Source organism: Plectonema cf. radiosum LEGE 06105 (assembly GCF_015207665.1).
In the GTDB taxonomy this organism is placed as follows: Bacteria; Cyanobacteriota; Cyanobacteriia; order Cyanobacteriales; family Nostocaceae; genus Rivularia; species Rivularia radiosa_A.
On sequence record NZ_JADEWL010000053.1, the window covers coordinates 12,354 to 32,248 of the forward strand.

Genomic DNA, 19,895 nt, shown 5'->3' on the forward strand with positions numbered 1-19,895 from the left:
TATGAACAAAAAAAATAAAAATTGGCGGTTGAAACCGCAGCTACACAAACAAAACCCGTCTTCACGGGTTAAAAAATTATTAGTCCACCATAGCGGTGGTGAGTCTAGTTTGGGGTGTCGGTTTCCGTCCCCAAAACTAGCGAACCCGTTCACGCGGAGGGAGCGTGCGGCTCAGGGACTTGGTTTGTATAGTAGCGGTTTCAACCGCCAGATACTTATAATTCCTTTATTATTCCTTAGTTTAATTTACTCACCAACAGTACAAGCACAATCATCATCTGAAAATACCATTGAAAATTCCGCAAAACAATCCTTCAAACAACCGAAATTGCCTAGAAATGGCGCACCTACAGGTCGTCGTAGAGCAGGAGCCGGACGTAATCCAGAATGTCCCAGTTCTCTCACACGACTGACTGCTTTAGTACCCGGTAATCAAGGAAAATCATTTTTAGCATCAACAGTTGCAGATTATCCAACTTTTTGGTTTTATGTTCCCCAACTACCTAAAACCATAACTAAAGCAGAATTCGTATTACAAAAGCAAGATGGTAGGCAAGTAGAAAATATTTATCGAACACCTCTGACTTTATCAGGAAAACCCGGTATTATTAGCGTTACTCCACCAGCAAAACCGCAATATTCATTAAAAGCGAATCAAATATATCATTGGTATTTTCATATTTATTGCGGCGATACACAAGCAACATCTGATAATTTTTATGTGGATGGATTTGTGCAAAAACAGGTGTTAACACAGACTCTTGATAATCAATTAAAAACAGCAAAACCAAGGGAATATCTTGCTTATAGTGCTAATGATATTTGGTACGATGCTTTAACTAATTTAGGTCAATTGCGCCGTGCTAATCCGCAAAATGCCATGATTAATCAAGATTGGTTTAATTTATTAAATGCAGTTGGTTTGCAAGATTTTGCCAAAGAGCCGATTGTGGAGCATTATGATTTGAATTAAGATGATATTTAAAACGCAGAGTCACGCAGGGGTAAACGCAAAGAAACGCAGAGGGTATAATGTTAAAGATAATTCAAAATTGGCAGTGTTGGTGTAGTAAGTTGCTGCTGGGAAGCGTGTTAGTTGCTTGTTTACAAGAACGTGTTGTTGCTCAAATTACTCCAGATAACACGTTACCGAATAACTCCAATATTACAAAAGATGGCAACACGTTTAATATTAATGGAGGAACACAAGCAGGAAGTAATTTATTTCACAGTTTTGAAGATTTTTCTGTTCCTACGAATGGAACAGCTTTATTTAATAATGCTATAGATATTCAAAATATTATTACTCGGATTACGGGTAGCTCGGTTTCTGATATTAATGGGTTAATTAAAGCTAACGGTACGGCTAATTTGTTTTTAATTAATCCCAACGGTATTGTTTTTGGTGAAAATGCACGATTAGAAATTGGTGGGTCTTTTTTAGCAAGTACAGCAAATAGTTTGAAATTTGGTGATGGTATTGAGTTTAGTGCGAATGCTGCTCAAATCCAACCTTTATTAAGTGTAAATATTCCCCTAGGTTTGCAGTATGGAACGAATCCTGGAAGAATCAATAATCAATCTAGAGCAAATAACACTGAAGGTGAATCTGTTGGTTTAGAGGTGAATCCAGGTAAAACTTTAGCACTGGTGGGTGGGGATATCGAATTGAATGGTGGTAAATTAACCGCTGCGGGTGGTCGAGTTGAATTGGGTAGTGTCGCCGATTCAGGCTTAGTTACGTTAAACCCAGTGGAAAATGGTTACGTTCTAAACTATGAAAACGTAAAAAACTTTCAAGATATTCGACTATCTCAGGAAGCTGTTATTAATACTAGTGGCGAAGGTGGTGGTAGTATTCAGTTACAAGGAAGGAATATTAGAATTGCTGATGGTTCCCACATTCAATCTCAAACACTGGGTTCAAAACCGGGTGGAAATGTAACTGTTAGTGCTTCTGAAGCTCTAGAAATTATCGGTGCATCGGCTTCAGCTGAGTCTCGTAGTCGTTTGATAACTGAAACAAAAGGTGCGGGTAAAGCTGGAGATGTGACAATTACTACCAAAAGGTTGGTTGTTCAAGATGGAGGGCTAATATCTACAGCTGCTTCTTTGGATAATGGGGTTCGTCGTATATCTTCTAGAGACGGTGCAGCAGGAAATCTGATTATCCAAGCTTCAGAATCCGTGGAATTAACTGGAGAAATACCCAATTTTTTTCAGAGTCGCTTGACAACCCAAACGGCAGGTAATGAAACTGCTACTGCTGGGGACTTGACTATTAATACAGGAAAACTGGTTCTTAAAGACGGAGCGCAGATATCTGCTGGGACTTTTCCTCGTAGTGCAGGAGATGGGGGAAATTTAACTATAACTGCTGATTCTATTGAAGTGATTGGAGTGTCATCAAGTGGTGAACAGGTAAGTCGGATCAATAATCCGACTTTTAGTACTGGAAATGCCCAAGAGTTAACTATAAAGACAGGAAAGTTGATTGTCCGCGATGGTGGATTAATATCTGCTGGTGCTGGGTCTCGTAATAGTCAAAATCCAGAGATTCTAAGTCTTGGGTCGGCTGGTAATTTGCATATAACTGCTACCGAATCAGTTGAAGTGAGCGGAGGATTTAAAGACAGTGTAGAAAAGCGTAGCCGCTTGACAACTGCAACTGAAGGTGATGGGGATGCAGGACATTTAACAATTGTTACCAAGCAGTTAATTATTAATGATGGAGCGCAGGTATCTGCTGGTACTCGCTATCTGAGTAGAGGAGATGGTGGAGATTTGACCGTAACCGCCGATATAGTGAAAGTGAGCGGAGAATTAACGGGTAGTAAGGTTTACAGTCGCTTGACAAATCGGACAGAAAGTGATGGAAATGCGGGAAACTCAAAGATTACTACCAAAAAATTAATTGTGGAAGATGGAGGACAGGTTTCTGCCGATACCCTCAGAAGTGGTATTGGTGGAGCTTTAGATATATACGCTACCGATTCTGTAAAAGTGAGTGGAAAATCATCAGATGGTTTTTCTAGCAGCGTGTCTGCCAAAACTAATGGTGTAAATAATGCGGGGAACTTGACAATTACGACTCCTACTTTAACTGTTAAAGATAACGGTCAAGTAACCGTAAGGGGTGATACAGGAGATGCAGGAGATTTAGTAATTAATTCACGTAACCTGAAGTTAGATAATCAAGGACTACTTCAAGCTACTACTGCTTCATCAGGTCAGGGAGGCAACATTAACTTAACTGTAGAGAATATTTTGCTACTAAGCAATAATAGTCAAATTTCTACCACAGGAGGTATTGCTGAGGGAATGGGCAATGGTGGTAATATCACAATCAATACCAAACAAGGCTTTATCATTGCCATACCTCAAGAAAATAGCGACATTTCGGCTAATGCATTCGCAGGTCAAGGAGGTCGAGTTAATATCAACGCTGCTGGTATTTTAGGTATAGCAGCACTTAGTCGAGAAGATTTGATCAATTTATTAGAAACTGACGAACCAAACCAACTAGATGCAAATAAATTATTAACAAACGACATTACAGCAATTTCTCAACAAAACCCTTCTTTAAGCGGTACTGTAGAAATCGTTACTCCCAATACTGACCCCAACAGTGGTTTAGTAGAATTACCAACAATCCCAGTTGAGACTGAAGTACGAGCAGGTTGCTACTCCCCAGGTTACGCTCAAAGCAGTTTTACCATCATTGGACGTGGTGGTTTACCAACCAATCCCAAAGATATTCTCACTCCCGATACAGCACAAGTAGATTGGGTGTCTGTTAAACCCAGCAATCACAAAGGTTCCCTACCACCTGTAACAACTAAACCAACTATTTCTACTCCTAAATCTATTGTTGAAGCCACAGGTGTAATATTAAATAGCAAAAGAGAAGTAGTGCTTACAGCTAATTCATCAATCACTACTTATAATAATACTTCCAAGAATAAACCAATTAAGTGTCATGGTAGCTAAAGTTACTCTTGCTTTGCTACCTTATTGTTTGTAAGTACTGTAGCAGTCCTAAATCAGGTAGTGCGAGCCGGAAAGCTCGCTAGCAGGAGTGAGCTTTCCGGTAAGCCCTATGACGCAGCCCTTTCGGTGCGAATATCATGCTAAATCTTGGCAACCCAAAGGTAAGCAGCCCAACTAAGCAATCAGATATATCGAACTTGATTTTCCATCTCATCTGCTGTGACTTGGTTCAAAATCGTCAGTAATCGTTGTGCGATTTCTTGAGGCGAACGACGGACAGCTAAAATTACGCCATAGTGCTTTTGATTTGTATCAAAGTAAGTCTGGATAAGCTCTTCAAAGTCGCTACGGTTGTGTGTGACCAATGCTCTTTGGTGACTAACTGCGTAAACGAGTTGCTCTGCATCGCTTGCCTGAAGTTGCCCTGCATCTCTTACGCTTAGAACGTCAAATCCTCTCGCATTCAGCAAATCTGCCACCAACACATTGACATCTTCATCCAAGTACAAACGAATGAATACACTACTCATAGATCGCGCACTAATGGATCGATCAAGTCATCAGGGATTCGGTTTCGCTCAATATAGGCGTTAATCTCATCTTGATGGTCGCTGTAATAACTCAATGCATCGAATACCTGTGCCAGCGTGAGGTGAGGTAACCCCTTCGGAATTTCTTCAGGAGCAATGCCCAACCGCCAACTCTCAACAATCGCTCTAACGGGTGTGCGAGTTCCTTTGATAATTGGCTCACCGCTTAGAATCTGCTCATCTCTGACGATGTAAAGATGTTCTGTGATTTGAACCATAGTTAAGTCCTGTTCGCGTTTGATGATGTCAAGATATAATTGTAGCAATTCGGTCAAGGCATCTCACCGCGTCAGCCGTATAACAAGGGTCGAGCAACGATCCAGTTTTATTTTTTGCGGCTCCAGAGAAGCAAAACCTTGATGTTGTCAAGACAATAAGAAAAAACCTCAAACCCTTGATTTATCGCCTTTTCCTTTACTCTTGACAATTCCTGCTTTTCCTTAACTTGTTACTAATCGGTAAAACCAGAAAATACTTGTAAAAACCCGACTTTTTACCCCAGGAAAAATTTAGAACAGAAGTCGGGTTTTTACGATATTCTATCGGTAAACCAGAAAATACTCCTAAAAACTTGACATATACCCCACGGACTTCTGTACGAATAAATTCCCATAAAATTATTTAAAATATTAATCAAAAAAACTCGTTCTGCTTTTCTCCCTACTCCCTAATCCCTTTATTACAACTTTTTAACCACACATCATATATGTATGAAAAAATGCTAATCATAGCTAAAATTACTCATACTTTTGCAATATCTTGCTTACTTATATTGCTCACCAGTTTGATAACTAAACCCAGCAGCGCTCAGAAAGTAGATAACATAAACTCATTCCCGGAACTTCCATCACCCCAAGATGTGCAACCACCTGTACCCAAACCATCACCTTTACCAAAACCACCACCACTACCACCACCATCCGAACTACTCAAACCTTCACAACCACCAACCACACCAGAGGAATCACTACCCGAAATATCACGAACCTTCACTGTTAAGAAGTTTGAAGTCATTGGTAGTACAGTATTCAGTTCAGAAAAGTTTACCGAATTACTTACTGAATTTACCAACAAACCCATCACTTTTGCACAATTATTAGCAGCTCGTTCTAAAATTACCGAACTGTACATTGAAGAAGGATACATTACTTCTGGAGCTTATATTCCCGAACAAACTCTTAGAGATGGTGTTGTCAAAATTCAAATAATCGAAGGTGGATTAGAGGAAATCCAGGTTACTGGTACTAGACGACTCAACCCAAATTATATTCGTAGCCGCATAGCTTTAGCCACATCTATTCCTGTAAATCAAAACCGTCTATTAGAATCTCTACAATTATTACAAATCAATCCTTTAATTGAAAACTTGTCTGCTGAACTGTCTGCTGGTTCACGTCTCGGCTCTAATTTGCTGACTATCAAGGTAAGGGAAACAGATACATTCAATACACAAATAGTACTTGACAATGGTCGTTCACCGAGTGTTGGTAGTTTCCGACGACAATTGCAAATTAATGAAGCAAATTTACTAGGGCTTGGAGATGGTATATCAGTAGCATACAATAATACTGATGGCAGTAATACCGTAGATGCGAGCTACAGCTTACCGCTCAATCCGCGCAACGGTACTCTTACTTTTAATTATGGTAATACATCAGCCGATGTAATTGAACGTCCTTTTAATACGTTAGATATTGAATCTGCTTCTCAATATTACGAACTCACATTCCGTCAACCTCTATTGCAAACTCCCAGTCAAGAATTTGCTCTGGGAATCACTGCTTCTCGAAGGGAAAGTGATATTTCCTCGTCTGTGTTTGAACGAGAAGATATTCCTCTTTCTCTACTTTCACCGGGGGTTGATCAACAAGGAGGTACCAGAATAACTGCGTTAAGATTTTTTCAAGAATGGATTTCCCGTAACACTCAAGAAGTGATTGCTGCTCGTTCACAGTTTAGTTTGGGAACTGGTGCATTTAATGCCACAATAAATGATGATACGCCTGATAGTCGTTTTTTTGCTTGGCGAGGACAAGCTCAATGGGTACGTTTGTTAGCACCTGATAGTCTACTGTTAGTCCGTGGTGATGTGCAACTGGCTTCTACAACCCTTCTAGCTGCGGAACAATTCGGGTTGGGTGGTATAAATAGTGTGCGGGGATATCGTCAAGATTTTCTGTTGAGAGATAATGGTGTTCTCGGTTCTGTCGAATTGCAACTACCGATTTTGCGGGTGTCTGGCTGGGATGGAGTTCTGCAAGTTACGCCTTTTTTTGATGTTGGTACTACTTGGAATAATTCATCGAGTCGAGATGAAAATGATACTAGTACTTTAGCTGCTGTTGGTTTGGGTTTACGTTGGACGCAAGGTAAGAATTTGACGGCTGCTGTTGAGTGGGGTATTCCTTTGGTTTCTGTTGATACTCAAACTAATACTTGGCAAGAAAATGGGTTGTATTTTTTTGTGCAATATAATTTATTTTAAATTGTTTTTATTAAACGCAAAGGAACGCGGAGGAAAGCGCGGAGTTACGCTGAGGAAATCTTTTTGAGAAAAACTAAATATGAGGTTAAGAAGTTTATATGAGATTTTTTAAAGGTTTTTTATTAGCTTTATTGACTACATTTCTGTGTATCTATCTATCGTTTTTTTTTGATTTATCTCATAATTTAGCGCTAGGTTTTGTTAAGTCTAAAATCCGATTGTTTTCTAATTCAGGAAGCAAGGTTGTTGTTAATCGAATTCTAGGTTCTAAAGGTTCTAATTTATTGGAGGAAAGTCAAGTACTTTATGAATCAGGAAGATATTTGGAAGCGGTTGAGTTTTTAAAAACAGCAATCCTTGAATTTAAAGCTAATAATCATAAATTAAATCAAGCTATCGCTTTGAGCAATCTTTCTTTAGGGTATCAGCAATTAGGACAATGGCAACAAGCAACTGAAGCGATTACACAAAGTATTCAACTCTTACAAACTCTGGGAAATTCCGGTTCTTCACTAGAGCGATCGCAAGTTGTTGCTCAAGCAATGGAGGTTCGAGGAAAGCTGGAGTTAGCACAGGGACAAATTGAAACTGCTTTGCAAACTTGGCAAGAAGCGGCTAAAATTTATCAACACTTAGATGATACATCAGCACTGATTAAAAACCGGATTAATCAAGCTCAAGCAATGCAAGCTTTAGGAAATTATCTGCAAGCAAGGAATACTCTAAACTCGGTACAAGAAGTTCTACAAAAACAAGCAAATTCTTCTCTGAAAGCTAGAGGATTAACTAGTTTAGGGAATGTATTGCAAAGTTTGGGTTATTTGAACGATTCCCAGAAAATCCTCGAAGAAAGTTTATTAGTTGCTAGAGAAGTTGACGATATAAATGCTCAAAGTAATGCCTTACTTAGTTTGGGTAATATAAGCCGCGCTCAAAGATATACTGAAATTAGTTTGGGTAATTCAAAGAACGCTGAAGTTTACGCTAAAAGAGCAATTGAATTTTATCAACAAGCGACGCAAATTGCATCTACAACACCCATAACATCTACTATCGCTCTGCAAGCTCAATTAAATCAATTGAGACTTTTAGTTGAGCAAAATCAATTTAGCACGGCTAAAGCTTTATTACCGCAAATTCAGTCTCAGATCAACTTACCTGCTTCTCGCACATCAGTGAATATGCGGATTAATTTTGCCGAGAGTCTGAGCAAAATGATAGAGTATGATATTCCGCGAGAAGATGTTGCTCGGATGTTAGCACAAGCAGTGGAAATGGCTAACAATTTGCAAGACCAACGCAGTGAATCTTATGCTTTGGGTACTATGGGTGAACTGTACGAACAAACTGGACAGTTATCTGATGCTAAAGATATCACACAGCACGCTTTAAGGAAAGCGGAATCTATTAATGCTCAAGATATTGCTTATCAATGGTATTGGCAGTTAGGAAGGATACTGCAAAAGCAATCCGATATTCCAGCAGCAACAGTCGCTTACAATCGAGCATATAACGCTCTCAAGTCTCTCCGCAACGATTTGGTGGCAATTAATCCCGATGTGCAGTTTTCTTTCCGCGAAAGTGTAGAACCTGTGTATCGGCAGTATGTTGATTTACTGCTAAAATCTGCTGAAAATCATGTTAAACAGCAAAATAATCTTGTTCAAGCCCGTGAGGTAATCGAATCTCTACAATTAGCAGAATTAAATAACTTCTTTCGTTCACCTTGTGTACAGCCAAAAGTTGGTGTTGATGAATTGGTGGAAAAACAAAAATCCACGGCTGTTATTTATCCGATTATATTAGATGACCGATTAGAAATTATCACTAGGTTGCCAGGACAAGATACAATTTATCGTCAGACTACTAAAATCTCTCAAGATGTATTAGAAAAGACTGTAGAACAATTACAGCAAGATTTACCCGTTGCTAGTCGAGAGCCGGATGTTCAGCAATATTCACAACAGTTGTATGACTGGTTGATTCAACCTATTGAATCATATTTAACCAGCAAAGATATCGAAACCTTAGTGTTTGTACTGGATGGTTCCTTGCGGAATATTCCTATGGGAATTCTTTACGACAAACAACAACAGAAATATTTGATCGAAAAATACGCGATCGCGTTAACTCCTGGTTTACAACTTGTTGATCCCAAACCTTTAAAAAACGTACCTCTGAATGCTTTAGTTGCTGGAATTGAAGCAGAACAAGTAATTGAAGGAAAATCCTTTTCTTCACTTCCAAATGTGGGACAGGAATTGAAACAAGTCCAAGCTGGAGTTAAAAAAAGTGAAGAATTATTAAATCAAGATTTTACTAAAAAAAGCTTACAAAATAAAATTCAATCAAATCCTTTTTCTGTAGTTCATTTAGCAACTCACGGTCAATTTAGTTCCGATCCCGAACAAACTTATATTTCAGTTTGGCAAGACTTACTCAAAGTTAAAGAGTTAGATAGTTTACTCAGAGTCAGAGTCCAAAACCGACCGGAAACTATCGAATTACTCGTCCTGAGTGCTTGTAAAACCGCGACAGGAGACAAACGTGCGGCTTTGGGATTAGCTGGTGTTGCGGTACAGGGAGGCGCACGTAGCACAATAGCAACTCTGTGGACGGTAGATGATGAATCTACTAGCAACTTTATGGGTGAATTATACCGACAATTGGACGGTGGGGTAACTAAAGCCGCAGCATTGCAAAAGGCTCAGTTAGCAATTTTAGCTCAAGAACATCGTCCGTATTTTTGGGCTCCTTATGTTCTTGTCGGGAATTGGTTATGAAGAAACTTTGGGTTTTTATTCTGGCTTTCAAGGCTTCATGGAAGTGGCTAACTGACCAAATCTCTTGAGAATTTGTAAAACAATGTAAAGTTCTTTAGCTGAAGTAAACGGGGCAAAGACTCGTGACAGGTTGTAACGCGGTGTATCTGCTTGTACCATCTTAACAAACACAATATCGTCTCCATTCGTCACCATGCCAAATACGGGCAGATTGGGATTGGGGTTTGCCATCAAATATGCCAAGGCTTGCGGCACTGCCGACCATACTGATAGGGTGGTCTTTTTTGATTCCAGTACCATTACCCAAAACCTATCTTGCAACACCAGCACATCAATCCGTCCGCGCAGAATCTCCTCACCGTCATCCAATACTACATCTACGGATTCTTCTGCCTTGATGCGAAACGGAGGATCATAAAACCCGGCAAGTGCCAATAATGGGGAAACCAACAACAGCATAACCGTTCCTTCCAGCAAATTTCCCCCAGCCCGGTGGTAAAGATACCTGCGCCGCAAAACATCAAGATTCTTTTGGTCTGCTTCCGTAAGGGCTGGTAATTCTTCATACCACTCAGCGAAGAACTCTTCGTCTTCAATACGGACTAACCTAAAGCGGTTTTCTGCATCTGCCAAATTGGTAATCGCGTCGGTGATGGCTTTAGTCTGCGTCATTTTGCTTTACTACTGGCATTGATGCCACAAAACCTCACTGCAATCATATCTTACCGCAAGCTCTAGTAGACGTTAAATACTACCAAACTTCAGACATATCTAAGACAAATTCCGGTAATAAATCTTCACCCAATAAACAAGCAGGATTATCTAATATTTCCACATCACAACCTTGTCTATATACTTCTACTTTGCGGTTTTTACGGTCAATTAACCATCCTAATTTTGCCCCATTTACCATATATTCTGGCATTTTTTCTCGTAACGGTTTCATGTCGTCGGAAACCGATCGCAATTCCACAACAAAGTCGGGACAGATGGGTGCAAAACCTTGTTTCTCGTCTGCTGTAAGTGCTTCCCAGCGTTCCAATTTGACCCAAGACGCATCCGGGGAACGATTTGCACCGTTAGGTAAATTAAATCCAGTAGATGAATTAAAAGCTACTCCTAGCTTGCTTTGACGGTTCCACAGCCACAGTTGTGCTTCAATACCTAAATTGCGATTTCCTGTTTCGCTTCCCGTTGGAGGCATTATGATTAATTCTCCCTCTTGGGTTCTTTCTAATCTTAAATCACGATTGGCGATCGCTAATTCTTTGAATTGTTCGTAAGTGACTTTGAAAGCTTGGGGGATGGTAAGGGTAGGGTTGAGCATGAGTTGAGTAAAATTATCAGTTATTTATATGGTGTCACAGGTAAAGGAATAGGGTTTATCATTGGTGAAAAAATTTAAATTTAAGTATTGCTAACTAAATTGAAAAAATATAGACTACAAAAGTAAACCTGCTAATACCACTTATCAAAAATTGAACCTGTAGCATTAGCGACCACAGTTACAACTCTAATTTTTGCAGAAGCTTTGAAAGAGGGTGGAAAAAACATAGGAAAGAGTGCTTACGAACAAGTTACCCGACTATTAACTATGATTCGTGAGAAATTCAAAGTAGTCGGAACTGAAGGTCTGTTGACACGAACACAAAACAAACCTACAGAGTCAAATAAGTCTATTTTTCAAGCAGAACTTGAAACTCAAATTAGTGAAGATGAAACCTTTGCTCATCAAATTCGGGAATCGATTAAGCAGCTTGAGTCAACAGGAGTAATTCGGCAGGTAATGGCAAGTAATATAGAATTATCAGGAGATTTAGAAGCGGAAGATATGAACCAGAAAGCTACATTTGGTAGTTCCGTAGAACAAGAAATGCTCAAGGATATCAAAGCGCAAAATATCAAACTTGGTAATTTAAGTCAGGAGAGCTAATTTGTGAGCAATTACCCTGAAGATAATCAAAAGCAAATCGAACAAAAAGCTTTTGAGAATAATCATGTTGGGGGGAATGTTTCTATTGGAAATTTAACCCAAACGGTAATAAATCAGATATTACAACCGAATAACGATAAAAATAGTTTTTGTGGTCTTATCAAATGGATTCATAAAAAAAGTGAATCTTTAGAAGGTTTGCATCCTGAATATGGCAAAGAAATTTTAAGAATTATACGAAAAATTCCTGACGATGAAAAATTTGATTTTACAGTTTTTGAAGTTAAAGTTTTAAGTTTGGTACTTAATTACTGCCATTATTATTCTCAAGGAGGTAAGGCACGCTCTGATGAATTTGTTGATTTTACTGAAAAAGACTATTTATTTCAATTAAATGAATTAGTAAATACAAAAGAAAAAATAAGAATTAAAGCATTAAAATTAAGTGATTTGATTGCAGATAAAAAAATATCTTTGCTCGTAAAACGGTTAGAAAATTCTAATGGATTCTGAATACGACTATAAAAGAAAGTTGATTAAAATTTATTTTGAATTACTTAAAGAAAATCGGGAGAATGCTTCTTATCCTATTTTAGAAAATGTTAAAACTAATTTAGAAGCGGAGTTAATAACTCTAAAAAAAGAGTTAGAAAGTGCTAAATTATTTTTAGCAGAAATCGAACTTTTCTTAGTACATCCACTTCCAGTACCTCCCTATTTATCAAAAAAAATAATCCAAATTATTTTTGATGATATAAGTAGAGATTTAAAAGCTATTGTCAAAAAAATAGTATTGTTTACAAATAGAATAGATAATAGATTAATAAATACAAATATATCTAAACAAATAGTTTTTTCAATTATACTTTTAATGGCTTTCCTGTTTTTTATCACAGCATTTTTCATCGCAGTATTTATCAGGAAACATTTTAGTTTATTTATTCTCCTTATATTAATATTTGTAATATTATTATATTCTTGGATTAAATTAAAATCTCTCCGAATTTTTTATAAAGAAAAAATTAGCGTTTTACAAGAATTATGTAATCAAAAAGAAAATGAGATAGAAGCATTAGAATCTCAAATTAGAGAATCTAAAATTTATGACATTTCCGATTTAGAAGAAAAGATCGATAAGTGGTTAGAAGAAGATAAAACATCTTTAATTAGTTTAGGAATGCAGAAACTAAAAATTGAACATTTAGTAGACCAACAACCTATTCTCTCTTTTGTTGGAATTAGTTCTGCTGAAAAATTGGATAGTTATATTTTGACTACAGATAGAGAGCTAGAAAAGATTAACAAAAATTATAGAGAGATATTGATAAATGAAAATGATTTTTATAAAGAAAAAGGAAATGACGGAAAATATAGATATGGAGTATATGAATGTTTTTTAATATATCTATGTGAAAATTTCCTTTCTTACTATCGATGTTATTGGAATTTTTTAAAAGGTGATTATGTAGATGAAGAAACTTGTGAATATTTGTTTGATAGCATAGTTTCTGTTAAAACAAGAGAACGTTCTTCATTGAATCAACAAAACCCTGAAGAAAAGCGAAAATATGCAGATATATTATCTTTAACAACTATGGATGGAAAGATAGTATATTTTAAAATGTCCGATGACAAGAAGCAGAGAATAAATTCTGATGGCAAATCTAAGTATGTATCAGGAATTAATCAAGCAGCAGCACGTATTAGATATTGGTTAAGACAAAGACGAGTAGATTATCAAAAGATTAAGGATTTAGATAGTTAATAGCAAAGAAAGAAAAAAGTTAGGACTTACGCACTGTACAAATTGATTATGATATGCGTTCACGTAAGAAAGCTCATTTCAGGCTTTGATAATTTATGAGTATATAGTCATAATGTAGGGGTTTAGCAATGCTAAACCCTTACGATAGATGTGGCTTTCTCCAGGTTCATATTTTGTGTAATAGTCAATGCGTAAGTCCTAAAAGTTTATTTTAGGAAATTTTCGATTTTCTTCCTCAACCCAACCTACTATCCACTATCCACTATCTAAGCAATCAACAACCTCGCTCTATCTGCTTGTTCCTGTACAGTTTCTTTCAACCACTCACTAATAGATTTACCTAATTTGATGGCAATTGTCGGATCTTTCGTCAATGTTTCGTGGATTTTTTGTTGTAATTCTGGCTGTTTCTGACGTGCTAAATCGTTGATTCGAGCATCGGAAACAAATTTACGTATCCAACTGGGAATATCTGTTTCTTTAACTAATGATTGACCAGCAAAATAAGCAATAATTCCGATAATGGGAGCGATGATTCCAGCAAATATAATCACGTGGAATAAACCAGCGAGAACCACTCCCACAATAATCGTAACCAGGTGTCCGATAAATACCGAAAGTCCACTTAAATCATCGAATGATACGGATGTGGGAACTTTCCCCGTATGATCTCCCAAGTCAATAGTTTTACTTCCAAATGTACCCAAAGGTAAACCATATTTACTGCATATTGTATCAGTTTTTTCCCTTACTTCATCTTGGACGTTTCCCAACCATGCTAATAAGCATTTGGTGACTTTACCGTTACCATCGCTTCCCATTAACCAACTTTTAGCTTGTTTTTCAATTTCTAATTCTAAGCTTTTCAAAGTTACAATTTCTCGATTTCGCCAAGATTTAACACAAGGTTTAACTACTTCTTCTACTAAACCAATTGCTAATTCTGCGGCTAATTTATCAAGGAAAGATGGTACATGATTTCCCACAATACTCGTTAATTCATCATCCAAAAATTTACTAATTTCATCCATAAAACCGGATGTCCGAATATACACTCTTCCCCAACGTGCTAATCCCCTAGCAATGCATAATTCTGGTTCACCATCGCGTTTACAAGGTAAATTAGGAAATATTTCGCGACAAATCTCGAAAACAAAACCCATTTTAGAAGCGCTACCAGTAAGTAAAATTGCACTGGGTATAATAGTTTGTTCGTTTAATTTTTGTTTGACTATTTGTAATTGACTTGTGAATGCATCCCGCCAACTTTTATTCTCTAATTCTGGTAAAGGTTTATTTAAAATGGCATTCATAATCTTACCATTTACTAAAGGTGAAAATTTAAACTTTCTCTGAATATCTTCACTACCAACATTTACTAAATCATCTTCATAAGTGTCTTGATAATTAAAGTATTCTTCTTTCGCTTTTCGACAACGAAGTTCGCAACGATTTTTATATACAGGACTTTGTTTAAGTATTGTTTCTAATTTTTCTATTTCTTCTAATGTCCAAATTTCTTCATCATCAAGATGTTTGCCTAATTTGAAAACATCTTCCTTTTGTTCACGATATTGTCGATGCAATTGCAAAGTTGTTTTGAGGATTTCTTTTTCGATTAAAGATGCACCTAAATCATGTCCAAAATCTATAGGGGTATCGGACATACCTTTTACTAAAGTATAATCTGTCGTCGAAGAACCAATATCAATTACTAATACCGACTTTTCTAATTCTTGAATCGTAAAAATACCACTTTCTTTAGCGTGCATCAAAGCAGCACGTGATTCTTTTACAATCGTTGAATTAGGTACAGTTTCCGAAAGTAACTGTTGATAAGTTTGAATTTCTTCTATCCACCATCCTGAAGGACAACCGACGAAAAAGTAATTAGTGTCTTCAGTTTGAATTTGATTTGTATCAATTATATGTTGGTAAATCGCGTTAACAAATTCTTTAATCGTTTTTTGGTAAGATAAATCGTCAAATTTTCTGCTTTTAAAAGCAATTTCTAAAACAGTTGCATCAGCTAACTGACAAGCCATTTCCCCGATGATGATTCCCCGTTGGGGATGATGCGCGATCGCGGTGATTTGGCTTTTGCGATTGTTAATTAAAAAGCTTTGAGGAGGAGTTTCTTGATTGTCCGCCCGTACCCAAGTTAATGCAGTTTCTCCATGTCCTAAATCAAACCCAATTATTCTTGTATTATGGTAATCTTGCATTTGTTTATATTATCTCCTAAGCAGGTGTGTGGAAAAATTTATCATTATGATAAGGGAGTAGGCAGTAGGCAGTAGGAATAAGCTCTTGGGTTAGATTTTTTCGTTAATTAGATGATGCGGGTTCAATAACACTCCCTGGTAAAAGCACCCGTTCATCTTTGACAAAAGCGTGTTTGAGTGTCACATAATCGGTAATATTTGGGTCAATACTCGGTTCAAAATAAAACATATCCCAAGATTTTTCTGTGTCTAAAGAAGGCTGATAAATATGTGCTTCTATTCCGTAATTTCTCAATATTGTCATTGCTTGTTCGATGCGTCTACGAACTGCAATTGGTAGTTGAGTTTGTTCATTGAGTGCATCAGCCATTAATTCTTGGAGATACTCTAATAAATCTAAATTGTTTTCTAAACCTAATTCTGGTAATTTTTCTTCTTTTGAGCCATAACCAGCAATTGTTTGGTCTATAGATTGGAAATTTTGGTATAAATAAGCCAGTAATTTATCGATATCTATTACTATTTTTGGTTGACTTTTAATAGGTTGATTTTGATAATTAACATCTGTATCCGTTGATTGCTTTGGTTTAACAACTTTACTAAACACACTTCCCGTTATCAAACCTATTATCGCTCCTGCTAAACCCCAATTTATTCCTCCTTCTAAAGTTCCTGCTAAACCTGCTGCAAGTAAACTACTAATAATTACACGACTTTTTTGTAATGGTTGTAAAAATATCTGTTTGTAATAATCAGGTGAAGTCCAATTTTGAACATTTCTTTGGGTTTGAATCGCTGTTGTCAACGGAGATAAAATATTTTTACTTAACTCGGCTTGAAGTTCGGAAATATTAAAAGACTGTTCGGCAATATCTACATTCAAATTTGCTAATTCAACCGAAGTTAATATCCTCAAATTATCCTTTATCCCCTGCAACATATTTCTAGCAAGTCGTGCTTGTGGTGGAGTCAATTCTTTGATATATTCGCCATTCAAGTCTGTAAGTTGATTGATTTCATCTTGAACTATTTTAACTATTTCTTCGATTGTATTTGCAGTTTCTAGAGAAAATTTAAGTTTTTCTTTGATATTTTGATAATGGGATACAAGATTTTTCATAATTAGACATACATGAGTTTTAATATTGAATTATATAATTTTGCCATTTGTTTTTGTCACTTATTTAATCTATCTCCAACTATGGATTTTGCCATCATCCTATAGTATATTTCTTATGACCTATGACTATCCTTCAAGATATATTGCTCAATGCTTATCTCTATGAGTATGTTGATTTTTCGCCCTTACCTAATTTTGGTTAAGTAAAATACCATATTGATTCGTATCACTCATACTTTGACTCACAATATCAGTATAAGTAAAGTTGGATTAAATACAGTTAATATAATATTTATAGTTACGATTATTATTTTTACAAATAATTTTTGGGAATGGGTAATTGGTAATTGGTAATTGGTAATTGGTAATGAAAATCCGTGTAATCCGTGTAATCCTTTTTAATCCGTGATTAGAATGGGTAATTGTTTACTGTTCCCCCCGAACCCTATTCCCTATTCCCTGTTCCCTGTTCCCTTGATTACAAATACTTAACTAAAAATCTTTGTAATTCCCCATCACCCTTTTCATCAAAGAAGATATAAAACGATAGCCTTTACGAATAAAATTCAACAAAAAAAGCGGTACTCGTAATTTTACCGGATAAATAAAAGGTAGATATACCCAATAATATGCTTTCTTTAAACTATCCCACTTAGAACAATATTCTTCTTGCAGAAAATCTGATATATCTATAACTAATCCCCTACCCTCATACATCATTACATTACGTGCATGGACATCGTGAGGAAAAAGACCGCAATTTCTAGCGTCATCTAAAGCTTTGTCAATATCTTTTATAACTCGCTTCGGAACTCGAATACCAAGTTGAATACAGTCCCATATAGTAACTCCATGCAGCCGTTTCAAAATTAAAAAACCATCTTTAGCGTAGAATAATTCCGAGAAAGCAGGATGTTTACCCAAGCGTTTGTAAACTTCTACTTCTTCCTCAAAACCATCTCTTCCTGGTGCATAAATCTTTACAACTACCTCTAGAAAATCGGGATGATAAACTACCGCTGCATAATTTCCCGTACCAATAAGTATCCACGGTTCGGGTATGTGACGAACTTTTATCGGTTCATGGGGATGGACACTTTCTATGTGAAGTTTAGGAAGCAATTCAACATGAATATTTTCGACCAAACGGTTTATTTGCAAGATTTCCATTCTTAATAAACACCCCGATATAAATAAATATATATAAGAATTTGCTTTGGACAAAAATCACAATCAAGTTACCATACAGTTACTATAAAATATAAGCGTTAACTACAACTAAATTAATAATTTATTTAATTTCGCGATCGCGCAAACAAAAATGGTCATATTGGCGGTTTGTGGGTAGCGCGATATTCATGGAGAGCAATCCCCTACTTAGCACAAGCATTATATTTAACTATATTTACAGCGAAACTTTAATCTTAAATATATGCTCAATCAAAATCAAACACCTTTACTTGACGCAATTACAACCAACGCTAAACGTCCCCACAGTCCCTTCTATACCCCCGGACACAAGCAAGGTAAAGGAATTTCACCAAAACTGGCAGAAACTTTTGGTAAAGCTGTATTTCGCGCTGATTTAACCGAATTGACCCAATTAGATCACTTGTTTACACCAGACGGAGTTATCCTACAAGCACAACAACTTGCAGCCCAAGCCTTTGGTGCATCACAAACTTGGTTTCTTGTCAATGGTTCCACCTGCGGAATAGAAGCGGCAATTTTGGCAAGTTGCAATGACGGTGATAAAATCATCCTGCCCCGCAACGTTCATCTTTCAGCAATATCAGGTTTAATCCTCTCCGGCGCAATCCCCATTTTTATCAATCCCGAATATGATTCAACTTTAGATATTGCCCATAGTATCACCCCCCAAAGCTTGCAGGCAGCATTAGAAAAACATCCCGATACCAAAGCTGTAATCATGGTTTATCCGACATATTACGGAGTATGTGGAGATATTATAGAAATTGCCAAAATCACCCATCAATACAATATCCCTTTATTAGTAGACGAAGCCCACGGCGCACATTTCGCATTTCATCCCGAATTACCCATTTCAGCCTTGGTCGCAGGTGCCGATTTAACCGTACAATCTATCCATAAAACCCTCGGTGCCATGACTCAAGCATCGATGCTACACGTACAAGGCAATAGAATAAATATTAACCGCGTCAATAAAGCCTTACAACTCCTACAGTCCAGCAGTCCCAGTTATTTATTACTCGCTTCCTTAGATGCAGCACGGCAACAAATAGCACTTTATGGCAGAGAATTACTTACCCATACTATACAACTTGCAGATCAAGCCAGAAATAAAATCAGTCAAATACCCGGATTATCAGTTTTTGATTTTCCCCAAGTAGTGAGAGAATCTTGCTCCCAGAAAATTTCTCAAGCGAGCAAAATGCTCTCACTAGCAAATGTTAATTTAGACAAAACCCGTTTAACCGTAACCGTTTCTCAATTAGGAATCACAGGATTTGAAGCAGAAGAAATTTTAGACGAACAATTTAACGTCACCCCAGAATTCGCTTCACTACAACATCTCACATTTATTATCAGCTTAGGGAATACCGCAACGGATATAGAACAATTAGTCAAAGCCTTTACCATTCTCGCAAACAAATACAGTAAACAGAGTAAACCCCTTGTTGCGATCGACAAAGGGTTGAAAAATGTAATATCCAACTTGAATACCCGCACATCCTTATCACCACGTCAAGCATTCTTCGCTCCTACAGAAACTGTACCCATCGAAGAAACAATCAACCGTACTTGTGCCGAAATTGTCTGTCCCTATCCTCCGGGAATTGCCGTATTAATGCCCGGAGAACTCATTACCGCAGCAGCTTTAGAATATCTGCAAAGTATACAAAAAATGGGCGGATTTATCAGTAATTGTGCGGATACAAGTTTGCATACCTTAAAAGTTGTAAAGGAGTTAGGAGTTAGGAGTTAGGAGTTAGGAGTTAGGAGTTAGGAGTTAGGAGTTAGG

The 19,895-nt window shown here is 37.1% G+C and carries 15 protein-coding genes; 8 read left to right on the top strand and 7 right to left on the bottom strand.

The genetic code is table 11. The features are described from left to right. The first annotated feature begins 1 nt into the window (after window position 1). Together IQ247_RS16330 and IQ247_RS16335 are read left to right on the top strand one after the other, a co-directional pair. The gene (locus IQ247_RS16330) at window positions 2-973 is read left to right on the top strand and encodes a DUF928 domain-containing protein (protein ID WP_193921730.1); all 972 of its coding nucleotides are present in this window, start codon (window positions 2-4) and stop codon (window positions 971-973) included. 59 nt (window positions 974-1,032) lie between these two features. Then, window positions 1,033-3,990, top strand: a complete 2,958-nt coding sequence (locus IQ247_RS16335; protein ID WP_193921731.1) for a two-partner secretion domain-containing protein — start codon at window positions 1,033-1,035, stop codon at window positions 3,988-3,990. Window positions 3,991-4,172: 182 nt separating this feature from the next. On the opposite strand, the gene IQ247_RS16340 is transcribed toward IQ247_RS16335, so the two are convergent. Together IQ247_RS16340 and IQ247_RS16345 are read right to left on the bottom strand one after the other, a co-directional pair. Beyond that, entirely contained in the window at window positions 4,173-4,520 is a 348-nt protein-coding gene (locus IQ247_RS16340) for a DUF5615 family PIN-like protein (RefSeq protein ID WP_193921733.1), read from the bottom strand. After that, the gene (locus IQ247_RS16345) at window positions 4,517-4,855 is read right to left on the bottom strand and encodes a DUF433 domain-containing protein (protein ID WP_445974527.1); all 339 of its coding nucleotides are present in this window, start codon (window positions 4,853-4,855) and stop codon (window positions 4,517-4,519) included. Before IQ247_RS16345 ends, IQ247_RS16340 begins: the two co-directional genes overlap by 4 nt. Window positions 4,856-5,298: 443 nt before the next feature. Between IQ247_RS16345 and IQ247_RS16350 the strand changes: the two genes are divergently transcribed. After that, on the top strand, window positions 5,299-7,065 hold the full coding sequence (locus IQ247_RS16350) for a ShlB/FhaC/HecB family hemolysin secretion/activation protein (RefSeq protein ID WP_193921735.1): 1,767 nt from the start codon (window positions 5,299-5,301) through the stop codon (window positions 7,063-7,065). A 98-nt stretch (window positions 7,066-7,163) separates the two neighbouring features. Next, window positions 7,164-9,848, top strand: a complete 2,685-nt coding sequence (locus IQ247_RS16355; protein ID WP_193921737.1) for a CHAT domain-containing protein — start codon at window positions 7,164-7,166, stop codon at window positions 9,846-9,848. A 27-nt stretch (window positions 9,849-9,875) separates the two neighbouring features. Here the strand turns inward: IQ247_RS16355 and IQ247_RS16360 are convergent, their stop codons facing one another. Next, window positions 9,876-10,520 (bottom strand): type I restriction endonuclease subunit R, encoded by a 645-nt coding sequence (locus IQ247_RS16360; RefSeq protein ID WP_193921740.1) that lies wholly within the window; start codon window positions 10,518-10,520, stop codon window positions 9,876-9,878. Between the two features lie 79 nt (window positions 10,521-10,599). After that, on the bottom strand, window positions 10,600-11,175 hold the full coding sequence (locus IQ247_RS16365) for a Uma2 family endonuclease (RefSeq protein ID WP_193921742.1): 576 nt from the start codon (window positions 11,173-11,175) through the stop codon (window positions 10,600-10,602). Window positions 11,176-11,442: 267 nt separating this feature from the next. Between IQ247_RS16365 and IQ247_RS16370 the strand changes: the two genes are divergently transcribed. The 3 genes from IQ247_RS16370 to IQ247_RS16380 are packed head-to-tail and all read left to right on the top strand — an operon-like array spanning window position 11,443 to window position 13,546. Beyond that, complete coding sequence (locus IQ247_RS16370) at window positions 11,443-11,781, top strand: hypothetical protein (RefSeq protein ID WP_228059794.1); 339 nt, start codon at window positions 11,443-11,445, stop codon at window positions 11,779-11,781. A gap of 3 nt (window positions 11,782-11,784) precedes the next feature. Then, on the top strand, window positions 11,785-12,294 hold the full coding sequence (locus IQ247_RS16375) for a hypothetical protein (RefSeq protein ID WP_193921746.1): 510 nt from the start codon (window positions 11,785-11,787) through the stop codon (window positions 12,292-12,294). Then, entirely contained in the window at window positions 12,284-13,546 is a 1,263-nt protein-coding gene (locus tag IQ247_RS16380; RefSeq protein WP_193921748.1) for a hypothetical protein, read from the top strand. Before IQ247_RS16375 ends, IQ247_RS16380 begins: the two co-directional genes overlap by 11 nt. A gap of 266 nt (window positions 13,547-13,812) precedes the next feature. Here IQ247_RS16380 and IQ247_RS16385 read toward each other — a convergent pair whose 3' ends face one another. From IQ247_RS16385 to IQ247_RS16395, 3 genes are all read right to left on the bottom strand, one after another. Next, window positions 13,813-15,771: an Hsp70 family protein gene (locus IQ247_RS16385; RefSeq protein ID WP_193921750.1), complete on the bottom strand. Its 1,959-nt coding sequence runs from the start codon at window positions 15,769-15,771 to the stop codon at window positions 13,813-13,815. Window positions 15,772-15,874: 103 nt separating this feature from the next. Continuing rightward, window positions 15,875-16,891 carry a hypothetical protein gene (locus IQ247_RS16390; RefSeq protein WP_193921752.1) on the bottom strand — a complete coding sequence of 339 codons (1,017 nt, stop codon included), beginning with the start codon at window positions 16,889-16,891 and terminating at the stop codon, window positions 15,875-15,877. A 492-nt stretch (window positions 16,892-17,383) separates the two neighbouring features. Beyond that, complete coding sequence (locus tag IQ247_RS16395; protein ID WP_193921754.1) at window positions 17,384-18,061, bottom strand: serine/threonine protein kinase; 678 nt, start codon at window positions 18,059-18,061, stop codon at window positions 17,384-17,386. Between the two features lie 262 nt (window positions 18,062-18,323). Here IQ247_RS16395 and IQ247_RS16400 point away from each other — a divergent pair, with 262 nt between their 5' ends. Then, a complete protein-coding gene (locus IQ247_RS16400) occupies window positions 18,324-19,859 on the top strand; it encodes an aminotransferase class I/II-fold pyridoxal phosphate-dependent enzyme (RefSeq protein ID WP_193921756.1) in 1,536 nt (511 codons plus the stop codon). Window positions 19,860-19,895: the final 36 nt, after the last annotated feature.

What these genes read in the sequence shown, in the direction of transcription:
- IQ247_RS16330 (WP_193921730.1), top strand. Translation starts at nt 2, where the DNA reads ATGAACAAAAAAAATAAAAATTGGCGGTTGAAACCGCAGCTACACAAA.
- IQ247_RS16335 (WP_193921731.1), top strand. Translation starts at nt 1,033, where the DNA reads ATGTTAAAGATAATTCAAAATTGGCAGTGTTGGTGTAGTAAGTTGCTG.
- IQ247_RS16340 (WP_193921733.1), bottom strand. Translation starts at nt 4,520, where the DNA reads ATGAGTAGTGTATTCATTCGTTTGTACTTGGATGAAGATGTCAATGTG.
- IQ247_RS16350 (WP_193921735.1), top strand. Translation starts at nt 5,299, where the DNA reads ATGCTAATCATAGCTAAAATTACTCATACTTTTGCAATATCTTGCTTA.
- IQ247_RS16355 (WP_193921737.1), top strand. Translation starts at nt 7,164, where the DNA reads ATGAGATTTTTTAAAGGTTTTTTATTAGCTTTATTGACTACATTTCTG.
- IQ247_RS16360 (WP_193921740.1), bottom strand. Translation starts at nt 10,520, where the DNA reads ATGACGCAGACTAAAGCCATCACCGACGCGATTACCAATTTGGCAGAT.
- IQ247_RS16365 (WP_193921742.1), bottom strand. Translation starts at nt 11,175, where the DNA reads ATGCTCAACCCTACCCTTACCATCCCCCAAGCTTTCAAAGTCACTTAC.
- IQ247_RS16370 (WP_228059794.1), top strand. Translation starts at nt 11,443, where the DNA reads ATGATTCGTGAGAAATTCAAAGTAGTCGGAACTGAAGGTCTGTTGACA.
- IQ247_RS16380 (WP_193921748.1), top strand. Translation starts at nt 12,284, where the DNA reads ATGGATTCTGAATACGACTATAAAAGAAAGTTGATTAAAATTTATTTT.
- IQ247_RS16385 (WP_193921750.1), bottom strand. Translation starts at nt 15,771, where the DNA reads ATGCAAGATTACCATAATACAAGAATAATTGGGTTTGATTTAGGACAT.
- IQ247_RS16390 (WP_193921752.1), bottom strand. Translation starts at nt 16,891, where the DNA reads ATGAAAAATCTTGTATCCCATTATCAAAATATCAAAGAAAAACTTAAA.
- IQ247_RS16395 (WP_193921754.1), bottom strand. Translation starts at nt 18,061, where the DNA reads ATGGAAATCTTGCAAATAAACCGTTTGGTCGAAAATATTCATGTTGAA.
- IQ247_RS16400 (WP_193921756.1), top strand. Translation starts at nt 18,324, where the DNA reads ATGCTCAATCAAAATCAAACACCTTTACTTGACGCAATTACAACCAAC.